At 72.5% G+C, this 16,357-nt stretch carries 12 protein-coding genes, 1 tRNA gene and 1 pseudogene; 8 read left to right on the top strand and 6 right to left on the bottom strand.

Annotated features, from left to right (window positions below; translation table 11 throughout):
* Nucleotides 1-89 precede the first annotated feature (89 nt).
* From glmU to ACWCXX_RS13195, 3 genes are all read right to left on the bottom strand, one after another.
* The gene (glmU, locus tag ACWCXX_RS13205) at nt 90-1,538 is read right to left on the bottom strand and encodes a bifunctional UDP-N-acetylglucosamine diphosphorylase/glucosamine-1-phosphate N-acetyltransferase GlmU (RefSeq protein WP_451126494.1); all 1,449 of its coding nucleotides are present in this window, start codon (nt 1,536-1,538) and stop codon (nt 90-92) included.
* A 107-nt stretch (nt 1,539-1,645) separates the two neighbouring features.
* Nucleotides 1,646-1,716: transfer RNA gene (locus ACWCXX_RS13200), tRNA-Gln, on the bottom strand.
* Between the two features lie 30 nt (nt 1,717-1,746).
* A complete protein-coding gene (locus tag ACWCXX_RS13195; protein ID WP_451126492.1) occupies nt 1,747-2,109 on the bottom strand; it encodes a hypothetical protein in 363 nt (120 codons plus the stop codon).
* Between the two features lie 18 nt (nt 2,110-2,127).
* Here ACWCXX_RS13195 and ACWCXX_RS13190 point away from each other — a divergent pair, with 18 nt between their 5' ends.
* On the top strand, nt 2,128-3,441 hold the full coding sequence (locus ACWCXX_RS13190; RefSeq protein WP_451126490.1) for a sensor histidine kinase: 1,314 nt from the start codon (nt 2,128-2,130) through the stop codon (nt 3,439-3,441).
* Nucleotides 3,442-3,510: 69 nt separating this feature from the next.
* Here the strand turns inward: ACWCXX_RS13190 and ACWCXX_RS13185 are convergent, their stop codons facing one another.
* Both ACWCXX_RS13185 and ACWCXX_RS13180 read right to left on the bottom strand, forming a co-directional pair.
* Complete coding sequence (locus tag ACWCXX_RS13185; RefSeq protein ID WP_451126488.1) at nt 3,511-4,044, bottom strand: SUKH-3 domain-containing protein; 534 nt, start codon at nt 4,042-4,044, stop codon at nt 3,511-3,513.
* A gap of 10 nt (nt 4,045-4,054) precedes the next feature.
* Nucleotides 4,055-4,579 (bottom strand): YwqJ-related putative deaminase, encoded by a 525-nt coding sequence (locus ACWCXX_RS13180; RefSeq protein WP_451126486.1) that lies wholly within the window; start codon nt 4,577-4,579, stop codon nt 4,055-4,057.
* Between the two features lie 316 nt (nt 4,580-4,895).
* Between ACWCXX_RS13180 and ACWCXX_RS13175 the strand changes: the two genes are divergently transcribed.
* From ACWCXX_RS13175 to ACWCXX_RS13160, 4 genes are all read left to right on the top strand, one after another.
* The gene (locus tag ACWCXX_RS13175; RefSeq protein ID WP_451126484.1) at nt 4,896-5,873 is read left to right on the top strand and encodes an SMI1/KNR4 family protein; all 978 of its coding nucleotides are present in this window, start codon (nt 4,896-4,898) and stop codon (nt 5,871-5,873) included.
* Between the two features lie 5 nt (nt 5,874-5,878).
* Nucleotides 5,879-8,758, top strand: coding sequence for an SUKH-4 family immunity protein (locus ACWCXX_RS13170; RefSeq protein WP_451126482.1), 2,880 nt, complete (start codon nt 5,879-5,881; stop codon nt 8,756-8,758).
* 233 nt (nt 8,759-8,991) lie between these two features.
* The gene (locus ACWCXX_RS13165) at nt 8,992-9,885 is read left to right on the top strand and encodes a cellulose-binding protein (RefSeq protein ID WP_451126480.1); all 894 of its coding nucleotides are present in this window, start codon (nt 8,992-8,994) and stop codon (nt 9,883-9,885) included.
* Nucleotides 9,886-10,192: 307 nt separating this feature from the next.
* The gene (locus tag ACWCXX_RS13160; protein ID WP_451126478.1) at nt 10,193-12,142 is read left to right on the top strand and encodes a protein kinase domain-containing protein; all 1,950 of its coding nucleotides are present in this window, start codon (nt 10,193-10,195) and stop codon (nt 12,140-12,142) included.
* A gap of 36 nt (nt 12,143-12,178) precedes the next feature.
* Here the strand turns inward: ACWCXX_RS13160 and ACWCXX_RS13155 are convergent, their stop codons facing one another.
* Complete coding sequence (locus tag ACWCXX_RS13155; RefSeq protein ID WP_451126476.1) at nt 12,179-12,559, bottom strand: hypothetical protein; 381 nt, start codon at nt 12,557-12,559, stop codon at nt 12,179-12,181.
* Nucleotides 12,560-12,684: 125 nt separating this feature from the next.
* On the opposite strand from ACWCXX_RS13155, the gene ACWCXX_RS13150 reads away from it, so the two are divergent.
* The 3 genes and pseudogenes from ACWCXX_RS13150 to ACWCXX_RS13140 form a co-directional block, all read left to right on the top strand.
* The gene (locus tag ACWCXX_RS13150) at nt 12,685-13,104 is read left to right on the top strand and encodes a hypothetical protein (protein WP_451126474.1); all 420 of its coding nucleotides are present in this window, start codon (nt 12,685-12,687) and stop codon (nt 13,102-13,104) included.
* A complete protein-coding gene (locus ACWCXX_RS13145) occupies nt 13,101-15,290 on the top strand; it encodes a tetratricopeptide repeat protein (protein WP_451126472.1) in 2,190 nt (729 codons plus the stop codon). Before ACWCXX_RS13150 ends, ACWCXX_RS13145 begins: the two co-directional genes overlap by 4 nt.
* A gap of 568 nt (nt 15,291-15,858) precedes the next feature.
* Nucleotides 15,859-16,357 (top strand): annotated as a pseudogene (locus tag ACWCXX_RS13140) (MarR family transcriptional regulator); the annotation flags it as partial.

The raw sequence follows: 16,357 nt of genomic DNA, 5'->3' as shown, positions 1-16,357 counted from the left end.
TGCACGCATGTGTCCCGATGTGCAACGAGCCAGCCGAAATGGGGTGAGCACCTATCACGGTACGCCGTGCCCGGCGTGCCTGTTTCCGGTCAGCTTTCGTCGGTGACTTCCGGAGCGGCCGCCTGAGCCGCCTGCGCGGCGGCGCTCCCGGGACGCTTGCGGGCCACCCAACCCTCGATATTCCTTTGCTGGCCGCGTGCCACGGCCAGCGAACCGGGCGGCACGTCCTTGGTGATGACCGAGCCCGCGGCGGTGTAGACGCCGTCCCCGACCGTGACAGGCGCCACAAACATATTGTCCGAGCCGGTACGGCAGTGGGAGCCGATCGTGGTGTGGTGCTTGGCCACGCCGTCGTAGTTCACGAAGACGCTGGCGGCACCGATGTTGGTGTGGTCGCCGATCGTCGCGTCGCCCACGTAGCTCAGGTGCGGGACCTTGGTGCCCTCGCCGATCGTGGCGTTCTTCATCTCCACGTACGTACCGGCCTTGGCCTTCGTGCCGAGCCTGGTGCCGGGTCGCAGATAGGCGTACGGGCCGACCGTCGCGCCCTCGCCGACCTCCGCCCCGTCGGCGACCGTGTTGTCCACGCGCGCGCCCGCACGGACGACGGTGTCCTTGAGCCGGGAGTTGGGGCCGACCTCGGCGTCCTCGGCGAGGTGCGTGGTGCCGAGCAGCTGGGTGCCCGGGTGCACGACCGCGTCCCGCTCGTAGGTGACGGTGGCGTCGATCAGCGTGGACGCCGGGTCCACGACGGTCACGCCCGCCAGCATGGCCCGCTCCAGCAGCCGCTGGTTCAGCAGCCGCCGGGCCTCGGCCAGCTGGACCCGGTTGTTGATGCCGAGGATCTCGCGGTGGTCTCCGGCGACCGAGGCGCCGACCCGGTGCCCCGCCCCGCGCAGGATGGACAGGACGTCGGTGAGGTACTCCTCGCCCTGGCTGTTGTCGGTGCCGAGCTTGCCGAGCGCCTCGGCGAGCAGTCGGCCGTCGAAGGCGAAGACCCCGGAGTTGATCTCCCGGATCTCGCGCTGGGCGTCGGTGGCGTCCTTGTGCTCGACGATCTCGGTGACGGCGCCGTCGGCCGGGTCGCGCACGATGCGCCCGTAGCCGGTGGAGTCCGGGACCTCGGCGGTCAGCACGGTGACGGCGTTGGAATCGGCCGTGTGGGTGGCGGCGAGCGCGCGGAGCGTCTCGCCGGAGAGCAGCGGGGTGTCGCCGCAGACGACGATCACGGTGCCGTCGACGGTGCCGCCCAGCTCGTCGAGCCCGACGCGCACCGCGTTGCCGGTGCCCTTCTGCTCGGCCTGGTGGGCGGTCCGCAGCCGGTCGTCGACGGCGGAGAGGTGTGCGGTGACCTGCTCGCGGCCGTGGCCGACGACCACGACGAGGTGCTCGGGGTCCAGCTCGCGGGAGGCGGCGACGACATGTCCGACGAGCGATCGCCCGGAAATCTCGTGCAGGACCTTGGGGGTCTTCGACTTCATGCGGGTGCCCTCACCCGCTGCGAGGACGACGACGGCTGCCGGGCGTTCGGAGCTCACGGAAATGCCCTTCGGCTTCGGGTGGTGGACATCCGAAGGATACCGGGGGGCTTTCGGGCGGACATGGGTACGGGCCCCGACCTTGCTGGTCGGGGCCCGTCCTGGTGCTCCCGGGGAAGGAATCGAACCCTCATTCAATGGACCAAAACCATTTGTCCTGCCATTAGACGACCCGGGATGGATCGCCCCCTATGCCCGATCTTGGTGATCAGTCATCGAGGCAGCCCCTACTATGCCGTACCGCCGGCCTTCGACGCGACGGTACGGGTCGGCACTTTTCGGGACGCGCACCACGGGCGGCCCGGAACCGCTCCGTCGGCGCGGCGTCGGCGGTCTCGTCGCGCCGCCGGAGGTTCGCCTCCCGGTCGCGCCGGGCGATCATTTTTTCGCGCAGGCCTTCGAAGTCGACGTATTTGCTCGTGATCTCCGTCATATGCCGAACGTCGTCCGGAATGCAGACGCCCGATGTGAAAGTCTGCCCGATTCGCCATTTCAAGCCATAAGTGGCGGTTTCGCCTCCTGTCGAAGGCGGGACGTTGCTGTCCGGGTCGCCCGAAAATGAGGTGCGCACGCCCGTAGGGTGGATGCCATGACCGCAACGGGGGCAGACCGGGAGGCGGCGGGATCGACCACCCGCGGCTACTGGTGGTGGGAGCGGCGGCGCAGTGTCGCCCTGGACGTGGGGCTGGCGCTGGTCTCGGCGCTGGAGTGTGCGCTGGAGGGGGTGGAGTTCGCCGGGGACACCGGGCTGCCGGTGCCGATGGGCGTGGTGTTCGGGCTGCTCGCGGGGGCCGTGCTGGTGGTGCGGCGGCGGTGGCCGATCGCCGTGGTGCTGGTCACGGTCGCGATGACGCCCGCCGGGATGGGTTTCCTGATGGGCCTGGTCGGGCTGTACTCCCTGGCCGCTTCGGAGGTGCCGCGCAGGATCACCGCGGTGCTGACCGGGATGTCCTTCGCGGGGACGTTCATCGTCACGTACGTACGGCTGCGGCAGAGCGTCGCCGAGCAGGCCGATCTGGGACCCGGTGACTGGTACGTACCGCTGATCTCGCTCTTCATGTCGCTCGGGCTCACCGCGCCGCCCGTGCTGCTCGGGCTGTACATAGGGGCCCGGCGGCGGTTGATGGAGAGCCTGCGGGAGCGGGCGGACTCGTTGGAGCGGGAGCTGTCGCTGCTGGCCGACCGGGCCGAGGAACGTGCCGAGTGGGCGCGTACGGAGGAGCGGACCCGGATCGCGCGCGAGATGCACGACGTGGTCGCCCACCGGGTCAGCCTGATGGTGGTGCACGCCGCCGCGCTCCAGGCCGTCGCGCCGAAGGACCCGGCGAAGGCGGTGCGCAATGCGGCTCTGGTCGGGGACATGGGACGGCAGGCGCTCACGGAGCTGCGCGAGATGCTCGGTGTGCTGCGGTCGGGGGAGTCGGTGACGGCCGCGTCGGGGCAGGTGCCGTTGGCCTCGGTCGGGCGGGCGGTGGCGGCGGCCGCGTCCGCGCCGGTGGAGGACGGGCCCCGGCTGCACGAGGTGGAGATCCTGGTGGGGGAGTCCAGGGCGGCCGGGATGACGGTGGAGCTGTCGGTGGACGGCGAGGCCCGCGCGTACGCCCCCGAGGTCGAGCAGACCGCGTACCGGGTGGTGCAGGAGGCCCTGACGAACGTGCACAAGCACGCGGCCGGTGCGAGGACGTGGGTGCGGCTGGCGCACCGGGGCTCGGAGGTCGCGATGCAGGTGGAGAACGGGCCGTCGGACGCGGCGACGGCGGACGCGGGGCTGCCGAGCGGGGGCAACGGGCTGGTCGGCATGCGGGAGCGGGTGCTGGGGCTCGGGGGTGTGTTCGTGTCCGGCCCGACGGACGCGGGGGGTTTCCGGGTGTCGGCCGTACTGCCGGACCGGGGCGCGGCCTGACGCCGGGCCCGGTCCTGCGCCCGGCCCGGGGCGGGGTTCCTCGCGTGCCGTGGGGGAGGGGCGCTCGGGTCAGCCCGTGACCAGGCGGTCCGGCTGGATGCCCGTGACCAGGGTGGCCAGGGCCTGGTCGATGTCCGGGCCGAGGTACCAGTCCCCGGTGTGGTCGATGCTGTACACGCGGCCCTCCGTGTCGATGGCCAGGACCGCCTGTCCGTCGCCCTCCTCGCCCAGCGGGCTGATCTCGGTCCCCAGCGCCCGGCCGAGGTCGCCGAGGGTGCGGGCGAGGTGCAGTCCGCGCAGCGGGTCGATGTGCACGGGGGCCGGTGCGATCTGCCGGCCGGGTGCGGACGCGGTGATGCGCAGTCCGCCGAATTCCGCCCATGCCTCCACGGCCGCGGGGAAGACCGCGTGCCGGTGGCCGGCGGGGGAGGTGTGCGAGCGCAGGGTGTCGGCCCATTCCTCGGCCTGTCGGATGTCCCAGCGGCCGGGCTGCCAGCCCGCGGCGCGCAGGGCGGCGTCGACGGACACGGCGAAGCGGGTCGAGGAGTGACGGTCGCGTTGCGCGGGGCCCGTCTGTCCGGGCAGATCTGTTCGGTCGAGCATCGGCGCGCGGTCAGCCCTTCTCGGCGGCGGTGGCCGCCCCGGTGGTCATGAGGTCGACGGGACGTACGCCGAAGTGGGCGAGCATCGGTGCGCAGGAGCGGCACGGTGGTGCGTAGCTGCCGTGCATCGGGTCGCCGTCCTCGCGGATGCGCCGGGCGGTGAGCCGGGAGTGCTTCAGGGCGCGCCGGGCCTCGCCGTTGGTCAGCGGCTTGCGCTGGGCGCGCTTGGAGCGGGTGGATTCGGCGGCGGTGAGGTGCCGGGAGAGCAGTATCGCCTCGGGGCAGCGGCCGGTGAAGCGTTCGCGCTGACCGCTGGGGAGGGTGTCGAGGAAGTCCTGGACCAGGGGGTGCAGCACGGGGGGCCGGTCGCCCTTGCCCGCGGTGCAGGTGAGCGTTTCGCCGCGTACGGACAGCGCCGCGGCCACGGCCGGCAGGATGCCGTCGCGGCGGTGGTGCAGCAGGGGGGTGCGGCTGGTTCCGGTGCTGCTCCAGCTGAGGCGCGGATCCCCCGATGTGACTGATTGTGCGGTGTGCATGGTGCTTTCCCTCCCGTGCCCGCAGCGGTAGCTGCGCGTGGTGCACGCCCCCGAGTTGCGGTGACAGCCTGCCAAATGTCCGGGCTCGCGGGGAAGCTGGGGCAGTGAAACGTGTCTCCGTGTCGCTCGTCCGTGGCGGGAGCGTCGCTCGTGGGTCACGGAGATGTGACGGTTGGTTACGGGTGTGGTGGGGGGTGGCGTAGGACAGGTCACATGGGCGAGACCGGCCCTTGCACCACCGCATAGGCTGTCTGCGGACCGTTTCCCATACGGGCGGCCGGTCCTCATCAGCCAGACGCAGCAGGGGGCAACCGCCATGACGACAGGTCGGCTCGGGCATCAAGCCGCGCCACCGAACGCGGCCTACGCCGGGCAGCTCGTGCATTTCCCGGACCCGGTCCGGGCGTCCCGCCACCCCGGGGGCGTGCGCATGGACGAGCGCGGGAGCCCGGTCTTCGCGCCGTACGCCCGTGCTGCCGCCGAGATCGCCGAGCCGCCGGAGGGTTTCGGCGTCGACGAGCTGCGGCTGACGGACTACGTGTCGGCCAATGCGGCGCTGGCGGCGAGCGGGCACGAGCTGTGGGACACGATTCCCGCGGTCGCGACGCCGCACGGCTGGACCTGGCACCACGTGCCCGGCGGCCGGCGCATGGAGCTGGTCCCGGTCGAGGTCAAGGCGCTGCTCAGGCACCACGGCGGTCTCGCCGGTACCGCGGTCGACCACGACAAGCGGGGCACCCGCCCGTTGCAGGAGACCCGGCCCGCGCACTTCCGGCTGCCGAAGGGCGCCGTGGCGGTGAGCGAGGCGCAGGTCCTGGGCGTGGAGGAGGACCTCGGCTACCGGCTGCCCGGGGCGTACCGTTCCTTCCTCAAGGCGGCGGGCGGTTCGGCGCCGGTCGGTACGGCGCTGGACGCGGAGCTGGGGCTTCTGGTCGACCAGCCGTTCTTCACCGTGCGTGATGAGGCGGCCGTGAACGACCTGGTGTACGTGAACAAGTGCCTGCGGGACCACCTCACCAAGGACTACCTGGGCGTCGGTTTCGTCCAGGGCGGCATCATCGCGGTGAAGGTGAGGGGCAACGGCGCGGGTTCGGTCTGGTTCTGCGCGTACGACGACGCCCGGGACCGGGATGGTTGGAGCGTGCAGGAGCGGGTGGACCGGCTGCTGCTTCCGTGCGGTGCCGATTTCGACGCCTTCCTGCAGCGCCTGGCGGGCAGTCCGCCGGAGCTGGAGACCGTGGCGAACCTGATGGTGGACGGCGGCTTCGCGCGGGCCGTCCCGGTGGAGGGGTGAGCGCGATGGTGACCTTTGCGCAGGCGCAGGAGCGTGCGGACGAGTGGATCAACGGCGACGTGCCCGCGTACCAGCACCGTGAGGTGCGGGTGCGGGAGTTCGAGCTGGGCTTCGTCGTGTGGGCCGAGGACCGTGCCGAGGGGCCGGTCTCGGACGGCGGCCGGCAGCGGATGGTGATCGCCCGGGACAGCGGTGAGGCCACCTTGTGGCCGGGGCTGCCGGTGGGCGAGGTGATCCGGCGGTACGAGGAGGAGTACGGCGGGAGCGACGCGGCACCGGCCGCTGCTCCGGAGCCGCCGCAGCGCATCGATCTGAATCAGACGTCGTTCCTGTTGAGCCCTCCGGAGTGGCTCCAGGAGGCGGCGGACAAGCTGGGTATCCCGGACCGCCGTGAGGGCCGGGGGCAGGACGAGTCCTCTTCTTCCTCCCCGGCCTCTTCCTCCTCTCCCGCTGCTTCGGCTTCTTCGACGCCTCCGCCGTTCTCGGCGCCGTCGGGGCCGCCCGTTCCTCCGGCGGCCCCGGCCTCTCCGGTGACTCCGCCGCAGGCCGTTCCCGCTTCCGCGGCCTCCGACGACCAGGGGTCGCGGGGCGGGCAGGTCGCGTACGAGCCCACCGCCAACGACGGCGTCCCGGCGTCCGCGCCGGGCGCTCCGGCGTCCGCGCCGAACGTGCCCGACGGGGCCACCCCCTGGGCCGGTACGGACACCAACGCGCATTCCGACGAGGGGGCGGTGGCGCTGCCGGCCACGGTGTTCGCACCGCCGCTCTCCGGTGCCGACGACGAGAACGCCCCGCCGCCGGTCGTGCCGGCCGACGCGCCGACCGCGCTGATGTCCGGCGGTAGCCAGCTGCCCCCGACGGCGTTGGTCCCCGGCCTGGACCGGCAGGGAATCGGTACTCCGCCGCCCGGGGCGCCGCCCGCTCCGGCGGCTCCGGGTGTTCCCCCGGGCGCCCCGGCCGTTCCGCCGGGTGCTCCGGGTCCCGTCGGCATCGCGGACGCGGCCACCAGCAAGGCCGCCGTGCAGCCGCGCGGGGGCGGTTCGTCGACCCCGCCGCCGCCCGGTGCTCCCGGCGCCCCGGGCGCCAGGCCCGGCGCTCCGGTGCCGCCGCCCTCGGGGCCGGGTGCGCCCGGTGCTCCGGCGGGCGGGTACCTGCCGCCCCAGCTCGCCTCCCAGACGGGCGGCCCGGGTGCGCCACAGCCTCCTGGTCCTCCTGGTGCTCCGACGCCGCCCGGTCCCCCCGGTCCTCCTGGTGCGCCTGGTGCTCCGACGCCGCCGCCTCCGCCTGGTTCGACGCCGCCGCCGGGTGGTGGGGTGCACCATGCCGCGACGATGCTGGCGGACCCGAGCATGATGGGTGGCCCCGGCGCGCCGCAGCCTCCGGGTCCGCCCAGTCCTCCTGGCGCGCCCGGAATGCCGCAGCCTCCTGGTGCGCCTGGTGCGCCTGGTGCGCTTGGTGCTCCGACGCCGCCGCCTCCGCCTGGTTCGACGCCGCCGCCGGGTGGTGGGGTGCACCATGCCGCGACGATGCTGGCGGACCCGAGCATGATGGGCGGCCCCGGCGCGCCGCAGCCCCCCGGCCCGCCCGGTCCTCCCGGCGCGCCTGGTGCGCCGCAGCCTCCTGGTCCTCCTGGTGTGCCTGGTGCTCCGACGCCCCCCGGTCCTCCTGGTGCTCCGACGCCGCCGCCTCCGCCTGGTTCGACGCCGCCGCCGGGTGGTGGGGTGCACCATGCCGCGACGATGCTGGCGGACCCGAGCATGATGGGCGGCCCCGGTGCTCCGCAGCCCCCCGGCCCGCCCGGTCCTCCCGGCGCGCCCGGAATGCCGCCGGGCGGGGCCCCCGGCCCCGTACCGCCGAACCAGCACACCCCGCCGCACGCCGGGTACGGCTATCCGCAGGCGCCGACCGGTCAGCCGACCGTCGGCCCCGGCTACCAGGCCGTGCTGCGCTACCGCGCCCCCGACGGCAGCGAGCAGCAGCTGATCCGCCGTTCGGCGCCCGGCACCCCGCACCCCGAGTGGCAGATGCTGCACGAGCTGCGGGCCATGAACGTGCCGCCGCAGCAGGTCATCGAGCTGCACACCGAGCTGGAGTCCTGCGAGCTGCCCGGCGGTTACTGCGCGCGGATGATCCGGGAGACCTGGCCGCAGGTGCGGATCACCAGCGTCGCTCCGTACGGCACGGACCACGCCAGTCGTCAGCAGGGCATGCAGCACCTGCTCACGCACCAGGGCGAGCTGCACCAGGTGGCGGACGGCCCGGCCCGTCCGGCGCCGGTGCGGGCGCCGCTGCCGCAGATGCCGCCCGCGCCGCAGGTGCCGCCGGAGGTCATCGCCGAGGAGCTGGTGCAGACCTTCGGGCCGCAGGGCATCCTGCGGTTCGACCAGCGCTCGGTGTCGCGCCAGGGCGTGCCCGAGGAGGTGGCGCGCACGCTGGTGTGGGGCGGGCTGCCGGCGGACTTCGGTCCGTTCTTCTGGGCGCAGCCGGGTCAGCCGGTGGTGCCGACACTGGCCGAGCTGGCCGCGCAGCGCCAGGTGCAGGCCGCGCCGGACGCGGGGTCGTACCTCGTCATGGGGTCCGACTTCGGGCGGGCGCTCTGTGTGCAGTACGGCACCGCGAACATCGTGGCCGTGCCGGTGGAGGCCGGGCCCGGCGGGCAGTCGGTGCCGCCGCAGTTCGTGAACACCGGGCTGGCGGAGTTCCAGCGGTCGATGGCGTTGCTCGGCCGGATGTGGCGGCTGCGCTTCGGGCTCAACCCGGAGCAGGCGGGTCGTTGGACGGTCGACTTCCAGGCGCAGCTGGTGGCGCTGGACGCGGCGGCGCTGGCGTCGCCGGAGAGCTGGTGGTCCGTACTGCTCGAGCAGATGTGGGACGGGCTGATCTGATCCGGCCCGGCCCGGTCCGGCTCGATCCGACGGGTTCAGCATGGTGCCCGGCTCCTTCCGGAAGGAGCCGGGCACCATGCTGTGCACCGGGGGTCACGGACCGTGCGCGTCGGCGGCCTGTGATGCCTGTCGCTTCCGTCCGGAAAGCAGTTGATCGATTCCGACTTCTTGGCCAATTGCCGCATCCTTGACCTAGTGCCGGTGGTCGGAGAGTCGGAAAGAGGCGTCAAGGGATGAGTTCTGCACGGGTGTCCGCGCATGGCTTCGTCGGCGTACGGGGACGTGGCTACCGTCCGGAGCAGGTGGACCGTTACGTGGCCGGGCTCTCGGCCGAGCGGGACGAGGCGCTGGAGGAGCTGTCCCGGCTCACGGCCCTGGTGGAGGAGTTGTCGGCCGAGTCGGTGCGGCTGAACGAGGTCGTCGCCACGCTCGCCCCGCAGGAGTACGAGTCGCTGGGCGAGCGCGCCCGGCAGATCCTGGCGCTCGCCCGGGAGGAGGACCGGGCCCTGCGGGAGGAGGCCCAGGGGGAGGCGCAGGCGTTGCGGGACGCGGCGGCCGAGGCGGGCGCGGCGCTCGGCGAGTCGGCGCGGGCGGACGCCGGGGCGATGCGGGAGGCGGCGGAGAAGTACGCCGACGAGACGCTGGCCGTGGCCCGGGGCACCGCCGACGGGACGGTCGAGGAGGCGCGCGAGGAGGCCGTCCGGGTGCGGGAGGAGGCGGAGGCGATGATGGCCACGACGGTCGAGCGCACCGCGAGCGTCCTCGCCCACCAGGAGCAGGAGCACGCCGAGCGGTGGCAGGCGGCCGAGCACGAGCTGGCCGAGGCCGAGGCCGCGCAGGCGGCGCGGCACGACGAGGCGATCCGGCGGGCGGAGGACGACCTGGCCGAGGCGCGGCGGGCGCTCGCGAAGACCGAGGAGGCGGCGCGGCACGGCCAGGAGGACGCCGAGGCGCGGGGTGCGGAGCTGATCGCGGAGGCCCGGGTCCGCGAGGAGCGGGTGGTGCGGGAGACGGAGCGGATCCTGCGGGAGCACGAGGAGGCCCGGGAGGAAGTCCAGGCGCACATGACGCACGTACGGAACTCGCTCGCGGCGCTGACCGGACGGGTGATTCCGGCGCAGGACTGAGCCTGGCGGGACGGGTGGTTCCGGCGGAGGGCTGAGACTGGCGGGACGGGGCGGCTTCGGCGGAGGACTGAGCCTGGCGGGACGGGGCGGCTTCGGCGGAGAACTGAGACCGGTTGCCCCGGGCCCACGGGTTCGGGACACCGGACCGAGGGGCCCGCCCGGTGTCCTCGGCCCGGTGAGCGCCGCCGCTGCGGACTCTCCAATTCCGCCCAACTGGCGGTTTTCAAACGCAGTTGGGCCAGTCGTGTGCCCGTTCGGGCTGGGTTAGCCTGTGGCCATGCACGGGGGACCTGAACAAGAGTCACGTTTGCGTGGCAGCGGAGCGAAGCCGACGGAGCCGGACGACCCCCGGCGGATCGGGGCCTTCAGGCTGCTCGGGGTGCTCGGCGTCGGCGGGATGGGCCGGGTCTATCTCGGTACTTCGGCGGGGCGGTACGCGGCCGTCAAGCAGGTGTTGCCGGTGCTCGCCGCCGACAAGGACTTCCTGGCCCACTTCGGGCACGAACTCGACAATCTCGCCAAGTTGCCGACCGGGGTCAGCGCGCGGTTGCTGGCCAGTGACCGCACGGCGCAGCCGCCGTGGTTCGCCACGGAGTACATCCCCGGCGTCACCCTGAGCGACGCGCTGCGGCTGAACGGCGGCCCGCTGCCCGCCGACAGCCTCTGGCGGCTGCTGCGCGACGGTGCGAAGGGCCTGCACGCCGTGCACGACGCCCGCATGGTGCACCGCGACCTCAAGCCCTCCAACATCATGCTGACCCTCGACGGCGTGACCCTGATCGACTTCGGGGTGGCTCGGGCGGCCGACCAGAGCAGGGTGACCAGGACCGGCATGGTCATCGGTACGCCCGCCTACATGGCTCCCGAACAAGCCCTGGCCGAGCGGGAGTTGACCGGCGCGGCGGATGTGTTCGGGCTCGCCGGGCTGCTGCTGTTCGCGGCGAACTGCCGACCGCCGTTCGGTGACGGGTCGGGGCCCGGCCTGTTCTACCGCATCGTCCACACCGAGGCCGACCTCGGCCGGCTGCCCGAGATCGATCCGGAGCTGGCGGCGCTGGTCGAGGCGTGTCTCGCCAAGGACGCCGCGGACCGGCCGACCGCCGCCGAGATCGTCGAGGCCGCCGACGCCCATGTACCCGCCGACGCAACCGAGTTGTGGCCGAGGGCCGTCACGGAGCGGATCTCCGAACGGGCGGCGTTCGCGGCGACCCCGCCACCGGCCGAGGAGCCCGAACCGGAACCGAAGCCGGACCCGGACACACACATGCCGACCCCCGTCGTGAAGCTCGACCGGTCCGGGGACGGGGACGGAGACAAGGCCGGGGACGGCGACAGGCCCGGGGACGGAGGCGGGACGACCGGTCCCATGGCCCGCAAGCCGCGCGAACGCCGTACCCGGGTGCTGCTCGTCGCGCTCCCGATCGTGGCCGTGGGCACCACCGTGACCATCGCGCTCGGCCCCTACGTGATCGGCCCCTCCCGAGACGCGGACCGTGCCGGTCCGGCGCCGTCGGTCACCGTTTCACCGACCGGGCCCGGTGCGGACGGCCGGTCCCCGGGCTCCGAGGCCTCGCCCTCCCGCTCGTCCGGCTCCGCGTCGCCCTCGCGGTCCGCCTCGCCGGGCAAGTCCTCCGGCAAGTCGAAGCCGGGCGACGACGGAAAGAAAGCGGGCGACGGCGGCGGTGCCGGGGGCTCCGGTTCCGACGGTTCCGGCGGCTCCGGGGACTCGGCCGGTTCGGGCTCGGGTTCGGGTTCCGGCTCGGGGTCCGGCTCTGGTTCCGGATCGGGTTCGGGCTCCGGTGGTTCCAGCGGTTCCGGTGGGTCGGGCGGCGGCGGGCAGGTACCGGCGCCCTCGGGGCAGTACTACCTCAAGAACGCCTCCGTGAAGAGGTGCCTGGGCGAGTCCTACTCCGGCTTCGGAGGCTCCATGATCATGAATTCGGTGTGCGGCGAGCCGGCGCACAACGGGGCCACGCTCTACTACAAGTGGACGTACCGGCCCACGTCCGGCGGCAAGTTCAAGCTGGTCGGCCAGGGCAGCGGCAAATGCCTCAAGTCGAACGGCTACGCAGGGCTGGCCACCGAGCCCTGCAACGCCTCCGACTCCCAGACCTGGCGGATCGGGGCCAAGACCTCCAACGGCCACACCCTGGTGAACGTCGCCGAGAACCGCTGCCTGCAGGCATTCAGCACCATCTCCTTCCAGGTGGCGGCCTGCAACTCCTCGGACGCGACCCAGCTGTGGCGCAACTCCTGACGACCGACGGGCCGAAGGGCCGCCAAGCCATCGAACTCAGTCGGACCCGGCCTCGCGGAACAGCTGGAGCAGCTCCCGGGCGGGAGCGCTGTCCGCATCAAAATCGTGGAGCCCTTCCTGCTCGGCCGGGACGGCCGGTCCCCACAGCCGTACCCCATGACAGTTGAAACAGAAGGCCAGTTGGAGGAGCAGACCGGTGGCGCCGTGCACCCGGATGCCCCAGCCCGGAGCGAAGCAGCGGCGCAGATCGCTGTCCGGCAGGTCACTGATCAGAGCCAGTACCTGATCGGTCCGGGGCGCCCCCCAGAGCGCGACCTCATCACCGGGCAGGTCCTTGGAACCGTACAACGCCATCGGTTCGACGATGCGTATGACCTCGATGAGTTCGGCTTTTTCGGGAGTGATCGGAAGCAACATGCGCCCATGATCACCGATCCGCGCCTGCGCCAGGGAGTGGTTTAGGCGTTCCGGGTTACGAGGCGGCCGTGGACTTTCTACGCTGGAGCGGCCATGTCCGGGAGAAGCCGTCCGAGGGGGACTGAATGAGCGCTGAGATCGCGGAGTTGGTGCAGCAGGCGGGGCCGTATGTGACGGCGGCGGTGGGTGCGTACGGGGTGGGGGTGCTGACCCGGGCCGAGAGTGCCGCCGTGGATGCGACGGCGAATGTGGGGCGGCGGGTTCTGCAGGCGGTGTGGCATCGGCGCGGCGAGCAGGGCCGGGCGGAGCTGGAGGCCGCGGTGGCGGAGGTGGAGGGGAACGCGGCGGACGAGGACGCGGCGGCGGCGCTTCGTCAGCAGATCAAGCGGGCGCTGCGTGAGGACGAGGAGTTGCTGGCCGAGCTGGCCGGGCTGCTGCCCGCGGCGGTTGGGACGGTGAACGTAACGGCGTCGGGGGAGCGGTCCATCGCGGCCCAGCACATCGGCACGGCCGTCACCGGGGACAACGTGACGATCAAGCCGTGACGGGTGACAGTGGTGCGGTGGCCGGGGGCGACAGCCCGCAGATGAACGGCTCTCGGTCCATCACGGTGAACGGTGACGTCGGGGTGGCGATCACGGGGGACGGGGCCCGGGTGGTGACGTTGCCGGCCGAGGCGGTGGGCTGGGCGCGTGAGGTGGAGGCGCCGCCGGGGGCGGGGAATCTGCCGGGTTCGGCCTCGGGTGTGTTCGTGGGCCGTGAGGACGAACTCGCCCGGCTGCACGGTCTGTTGGCCGAGGGTGGGGAGGCGGTGGTCACCCAGGTCGCCGGGGTGGGAACGGGGGCGGGGGCGGTGCACGGGCTGGGCGGGATCGGCAAGAGCACCCTGGCCCTGCACTACGCCCACACCCACCGGCATGCCTACCGGTTGGTGTGGTGGCTGAACGCGGAGAGCACCGAGCAGATCGTGGCGGGCCTGGCTTCGCTCGCGGTGCGGTTGTGTCCGCAGTGGGCGGCGGGTGCGGATGTGTCGGAGCGGGCGGCGTGGGCGATGCTGTGGCTGCAGTGGCACCCGGGCTGGCTGCTCGTCTTCGACAACGTGGAGGACCCGCGGGACCTGCGCCACTACCTCGGCGCGCTGCCCGACGGGCATCACCTGGCGACCAGCCGCACGGCGACCGGCTGGCACGCGATCGCTCCCACCATGGCCCTGGGCCTGCTGGAGCCCGGGGCGGCCACCGGTCTGCTGTGCACCCTGGCCCTCGGCCCCGACCGCACCCCCACCGCACCACAGCGTGAGGAGGCCGGTTTGCTGGCCGCCGCGCTCGGGCATCTGCCGCTGGCGCTGGAGCAGGCGGGTGCCTACCTCTTCGAGACCGGAACCTCCCTGGCCGGCTACCGGGCCATGCTCGGCGAGGTCATCGACACGGCCACCGGCGGCATCGACCCCGAACGCACCATCGCCCGCATCTGGCACCACACCCTTGTTGCCGTCGAACACCGCAACCCCACGGCGATCACCCTGCTCGACGCAATGGCCTGGCTGGCCCCCGACACCATCCCCCGCACCCTCCTCGCCCCGCTCTGCCCCCACCCCCGCGAACTGGGCGAGGCCCTGGGCGTCCTGCACGCCTACAACATGATCTCCTTCAGCGCCGACCGCCAGAGCGTCGGCGTCCACCGCCTCGTCCAGACCGTCCTGCGCCACCGCCCCGCCACCGGCCCCGACAGCCCGCCGCCCGGCCGCCAGGACGCCGAACACCTCCTCGGCGAAGCCGTTCCCGACGAGGACACCGACCACCAGGGCTTCGAACGCCTCCTGCCCCACGCCCTTGCCCTCGCCGAAACAACACCGCCCCGCCAACCAGTCCTGGTGGAAACCGTCAACGCCTGGCTGGCCGTCGCCCGGTACCTGGCCCACCAGGGACGCGACGCCCACACCATCCCCCTGCGCACAGCCGTCCTCGCCCAGCGCGAGCAGGTCCTGGGGGACACCCACCCCGACACCCTGACCACCCGCAACAACCTCGCCTGCGCCTACGAGTCGGCCGGTGACCTGGACCGTGCCATCCCCTTGCACGAGATCACCCTCGCCCAGTGCGAGCAGGTGCTGGGCGACATCCACCCCGACACCCTGATCACCCGCAACAACCTCGCCCACGCCTACGAGTCGGCCGGTGATCTGGACCGTGCCGTCTCTCTGCACGAGATCACTCTCGCCCAGCGTGAGCAGGTCCTGGGCGGCACCCACCCCGCCACTCTGATCAGTCGCAACAACCTCGCCCACGCCTACCAGGAGGCCGGTGACCTGGACCGTGCCATCCCCTTGTACGAGACCACCCTCGCCCAGCGCGAGCAACTGCTGGGTGACACCCATCCCAGCACCCTGATCAGTCGCAACAACCTCGCCAGTGCCTACAAGTTGGCCGGTGATCTGGACCGTGCCGTCTCTCTGCACGAGATCACCCTTGCCCAGCGTGAGCAGGCCCTGGGCGATACCCACCCCGACACCCTGAACAGCCGCAACAACCTCGCCCACGCCTACCGGGAGGCCGGTGACCTCGCCCGTGCCATCTCCCTGTACGAGACCGCCCTCGCCCAGTGCGAGCAGGTCCTGGGTGACACCCACCCCAACACCCTGATCACCCGCAACAACCTCGCCCACGCGCGCCGCGCCGCCGTAGCCGTCCAGGAAGAAGGCGGAGGAACGCCGTCAGCTTCTGCCCGGTGAGGTTCCTCGGTCAGCCGGAACCCGAGCTTCGAGAGCCGGGTTTCGAGCTTCGGAGCGGGCCGTTCACTCGTTCGTGGGTACGGGAGGGGGCTCGGGGCCGGGGCTTGAGCTTCGGGCTTCGGGGGCCGGGTTTCGAGTGTCGGGATTCGAGCGATGTTGTCCAACCGGTTGGTTGGAAAGGGAGGTTGGGGAAACCTTCCCGCCCTCCCGTGCCCGTTACGGCCAGCAAGTATGACTAATCGTGACCGACTTGCGGCGCGGAGTCGCGGCTGCTTACGGTGCCGAACGTAACGACCCCGGACGCGGTGTTGGAAGCACCGGCCGGGGTCTGACCCCAAGATCGAACACCTTAGAAAGCGATCCCGTGGCTGTTGTGAACCTTAGCCGTGCCCTGCGCGCGCCCGCATCCCTGCTCCCCCATTCGGCCTTTCATCCGAAGGCCCGGCCCGGTTACGGAAAGCGTTCCGTTCCGGGGCAACGTCCGCCTCTTGAAGGTGATTTCGCGTTTCTGCCCGAGCGTGAGCGGTACATCGCGGGTTACGTCGACGCGTTGCCGGAGGGGGCGGCGATGGACATCAAGTCGTTGGCCAAGAACCTGCCGCTGTACGGGCAGATGGCCGTCGGCAGTGCGTTGCAGGCTCTGGGTGTGGCCGGTCATCTGCGGCTTGTCCGGTGCCTGAGCGGTGAGGGCGGTGGGCGGGTCCGTTGGGTCACCCGTACGTTCTGGTCCCGGGTCGCCCACGACAACGAGTGGTGGGACGCCTTCCTCGCCGCCGAGGAGCGCCGCCCCGCGCCACAGGAAGCAGCAGGAGCTGTAGAGGTAGCGGAGGTCGCGGAGGCCGTCGCACCCGTGCCCGTACCGGCGCAGCCGCCCGTACCGCCTGTCGCGGCAGTGCCGCAGCAGCGCACCGTGGAGCCGCAGCCGCAGCCGCAGCCGCAGCCAGGGGCGGGGGCGGGGCCGAGCCGCCCCGGGGGGAGCCCTTCGCCCGCTTTTCTCGCTCTGGCCGGTCTCGGCCGTGCCGATGCCCGGCTGGCTCTCTCGGCGGCGGACTGTGCGGCGCTGGAGC

This window comes from Streptomyces sp. NPDC001732 (assembly GCF_053596315.1).
Note: the sequence above shows the minus strand (reverse complement) of the source record. Positions and strands in the feature narration are given on the sequence as shown.

Excerpts from the sequence above, each read along its gene's own strand:
- ACWCXX_RS13155 (WP_451126476.1), bottom strand. The coding sequence starts at position 12,559 with ATGTTGCTTCCGATCACTCCCGAAAAAGCCGAACTCATCGAGGTCATA.
- ACWCXX_RS13180 (WP_451126486.1), bottom strand. The coding sequence starts at position 4,579 with ATGCACACCGCACAATCAGTCACATCGGGGGATCCGCGCCTCAGCTGG.
- ACWCXX_RS13170 (WP_451126482.1), top strand. The coding sequence starts at position 5,879 with ATGGTGACCTTTGCGCAGGCGCAGGAGCGTGCGGACGAGTGGATCAAC.
- ACWCXX_RS13175 (WP_451126484.1), top strand. The coding sequence starts at position 4,896 with ATGACGACAGGTCGGCTCGGGCATCAAGCCGCGCCACCGAACGCGGCC.
- ACWCXX_RS13190 (WP_451126490.1), top strand. The coding sequence starts at position 2,128 with ATGACCGCAACGGGGGCAGACCGGGAGGCGGCGGGATCGACCACCCGC.
- ACWCXX_RS13150 (WP_451126474.1), top strand. The coding sequence starts at position 12,685 with ATGAGCGCTGAGATCGCGGAGTTGGTGCAGCAGGCGGGGCCGTATGTG.
- ACWCXX_RS13185 (WP_451126488.1), bottom strand. The coding sequence starts at position 4,044 with ATGCTCGACCGAACAGATCTGCCCGGACAGACGGGCCCCGCGCAACGC.
- ACWCXX_RS13165 (WP_451126480.1), top strand. The coding sequence starts at position 8,992 with ATGAGTTCTGCACGGGTGTCCGCGCATGGCTTCGTCGGCGTACGGGGA.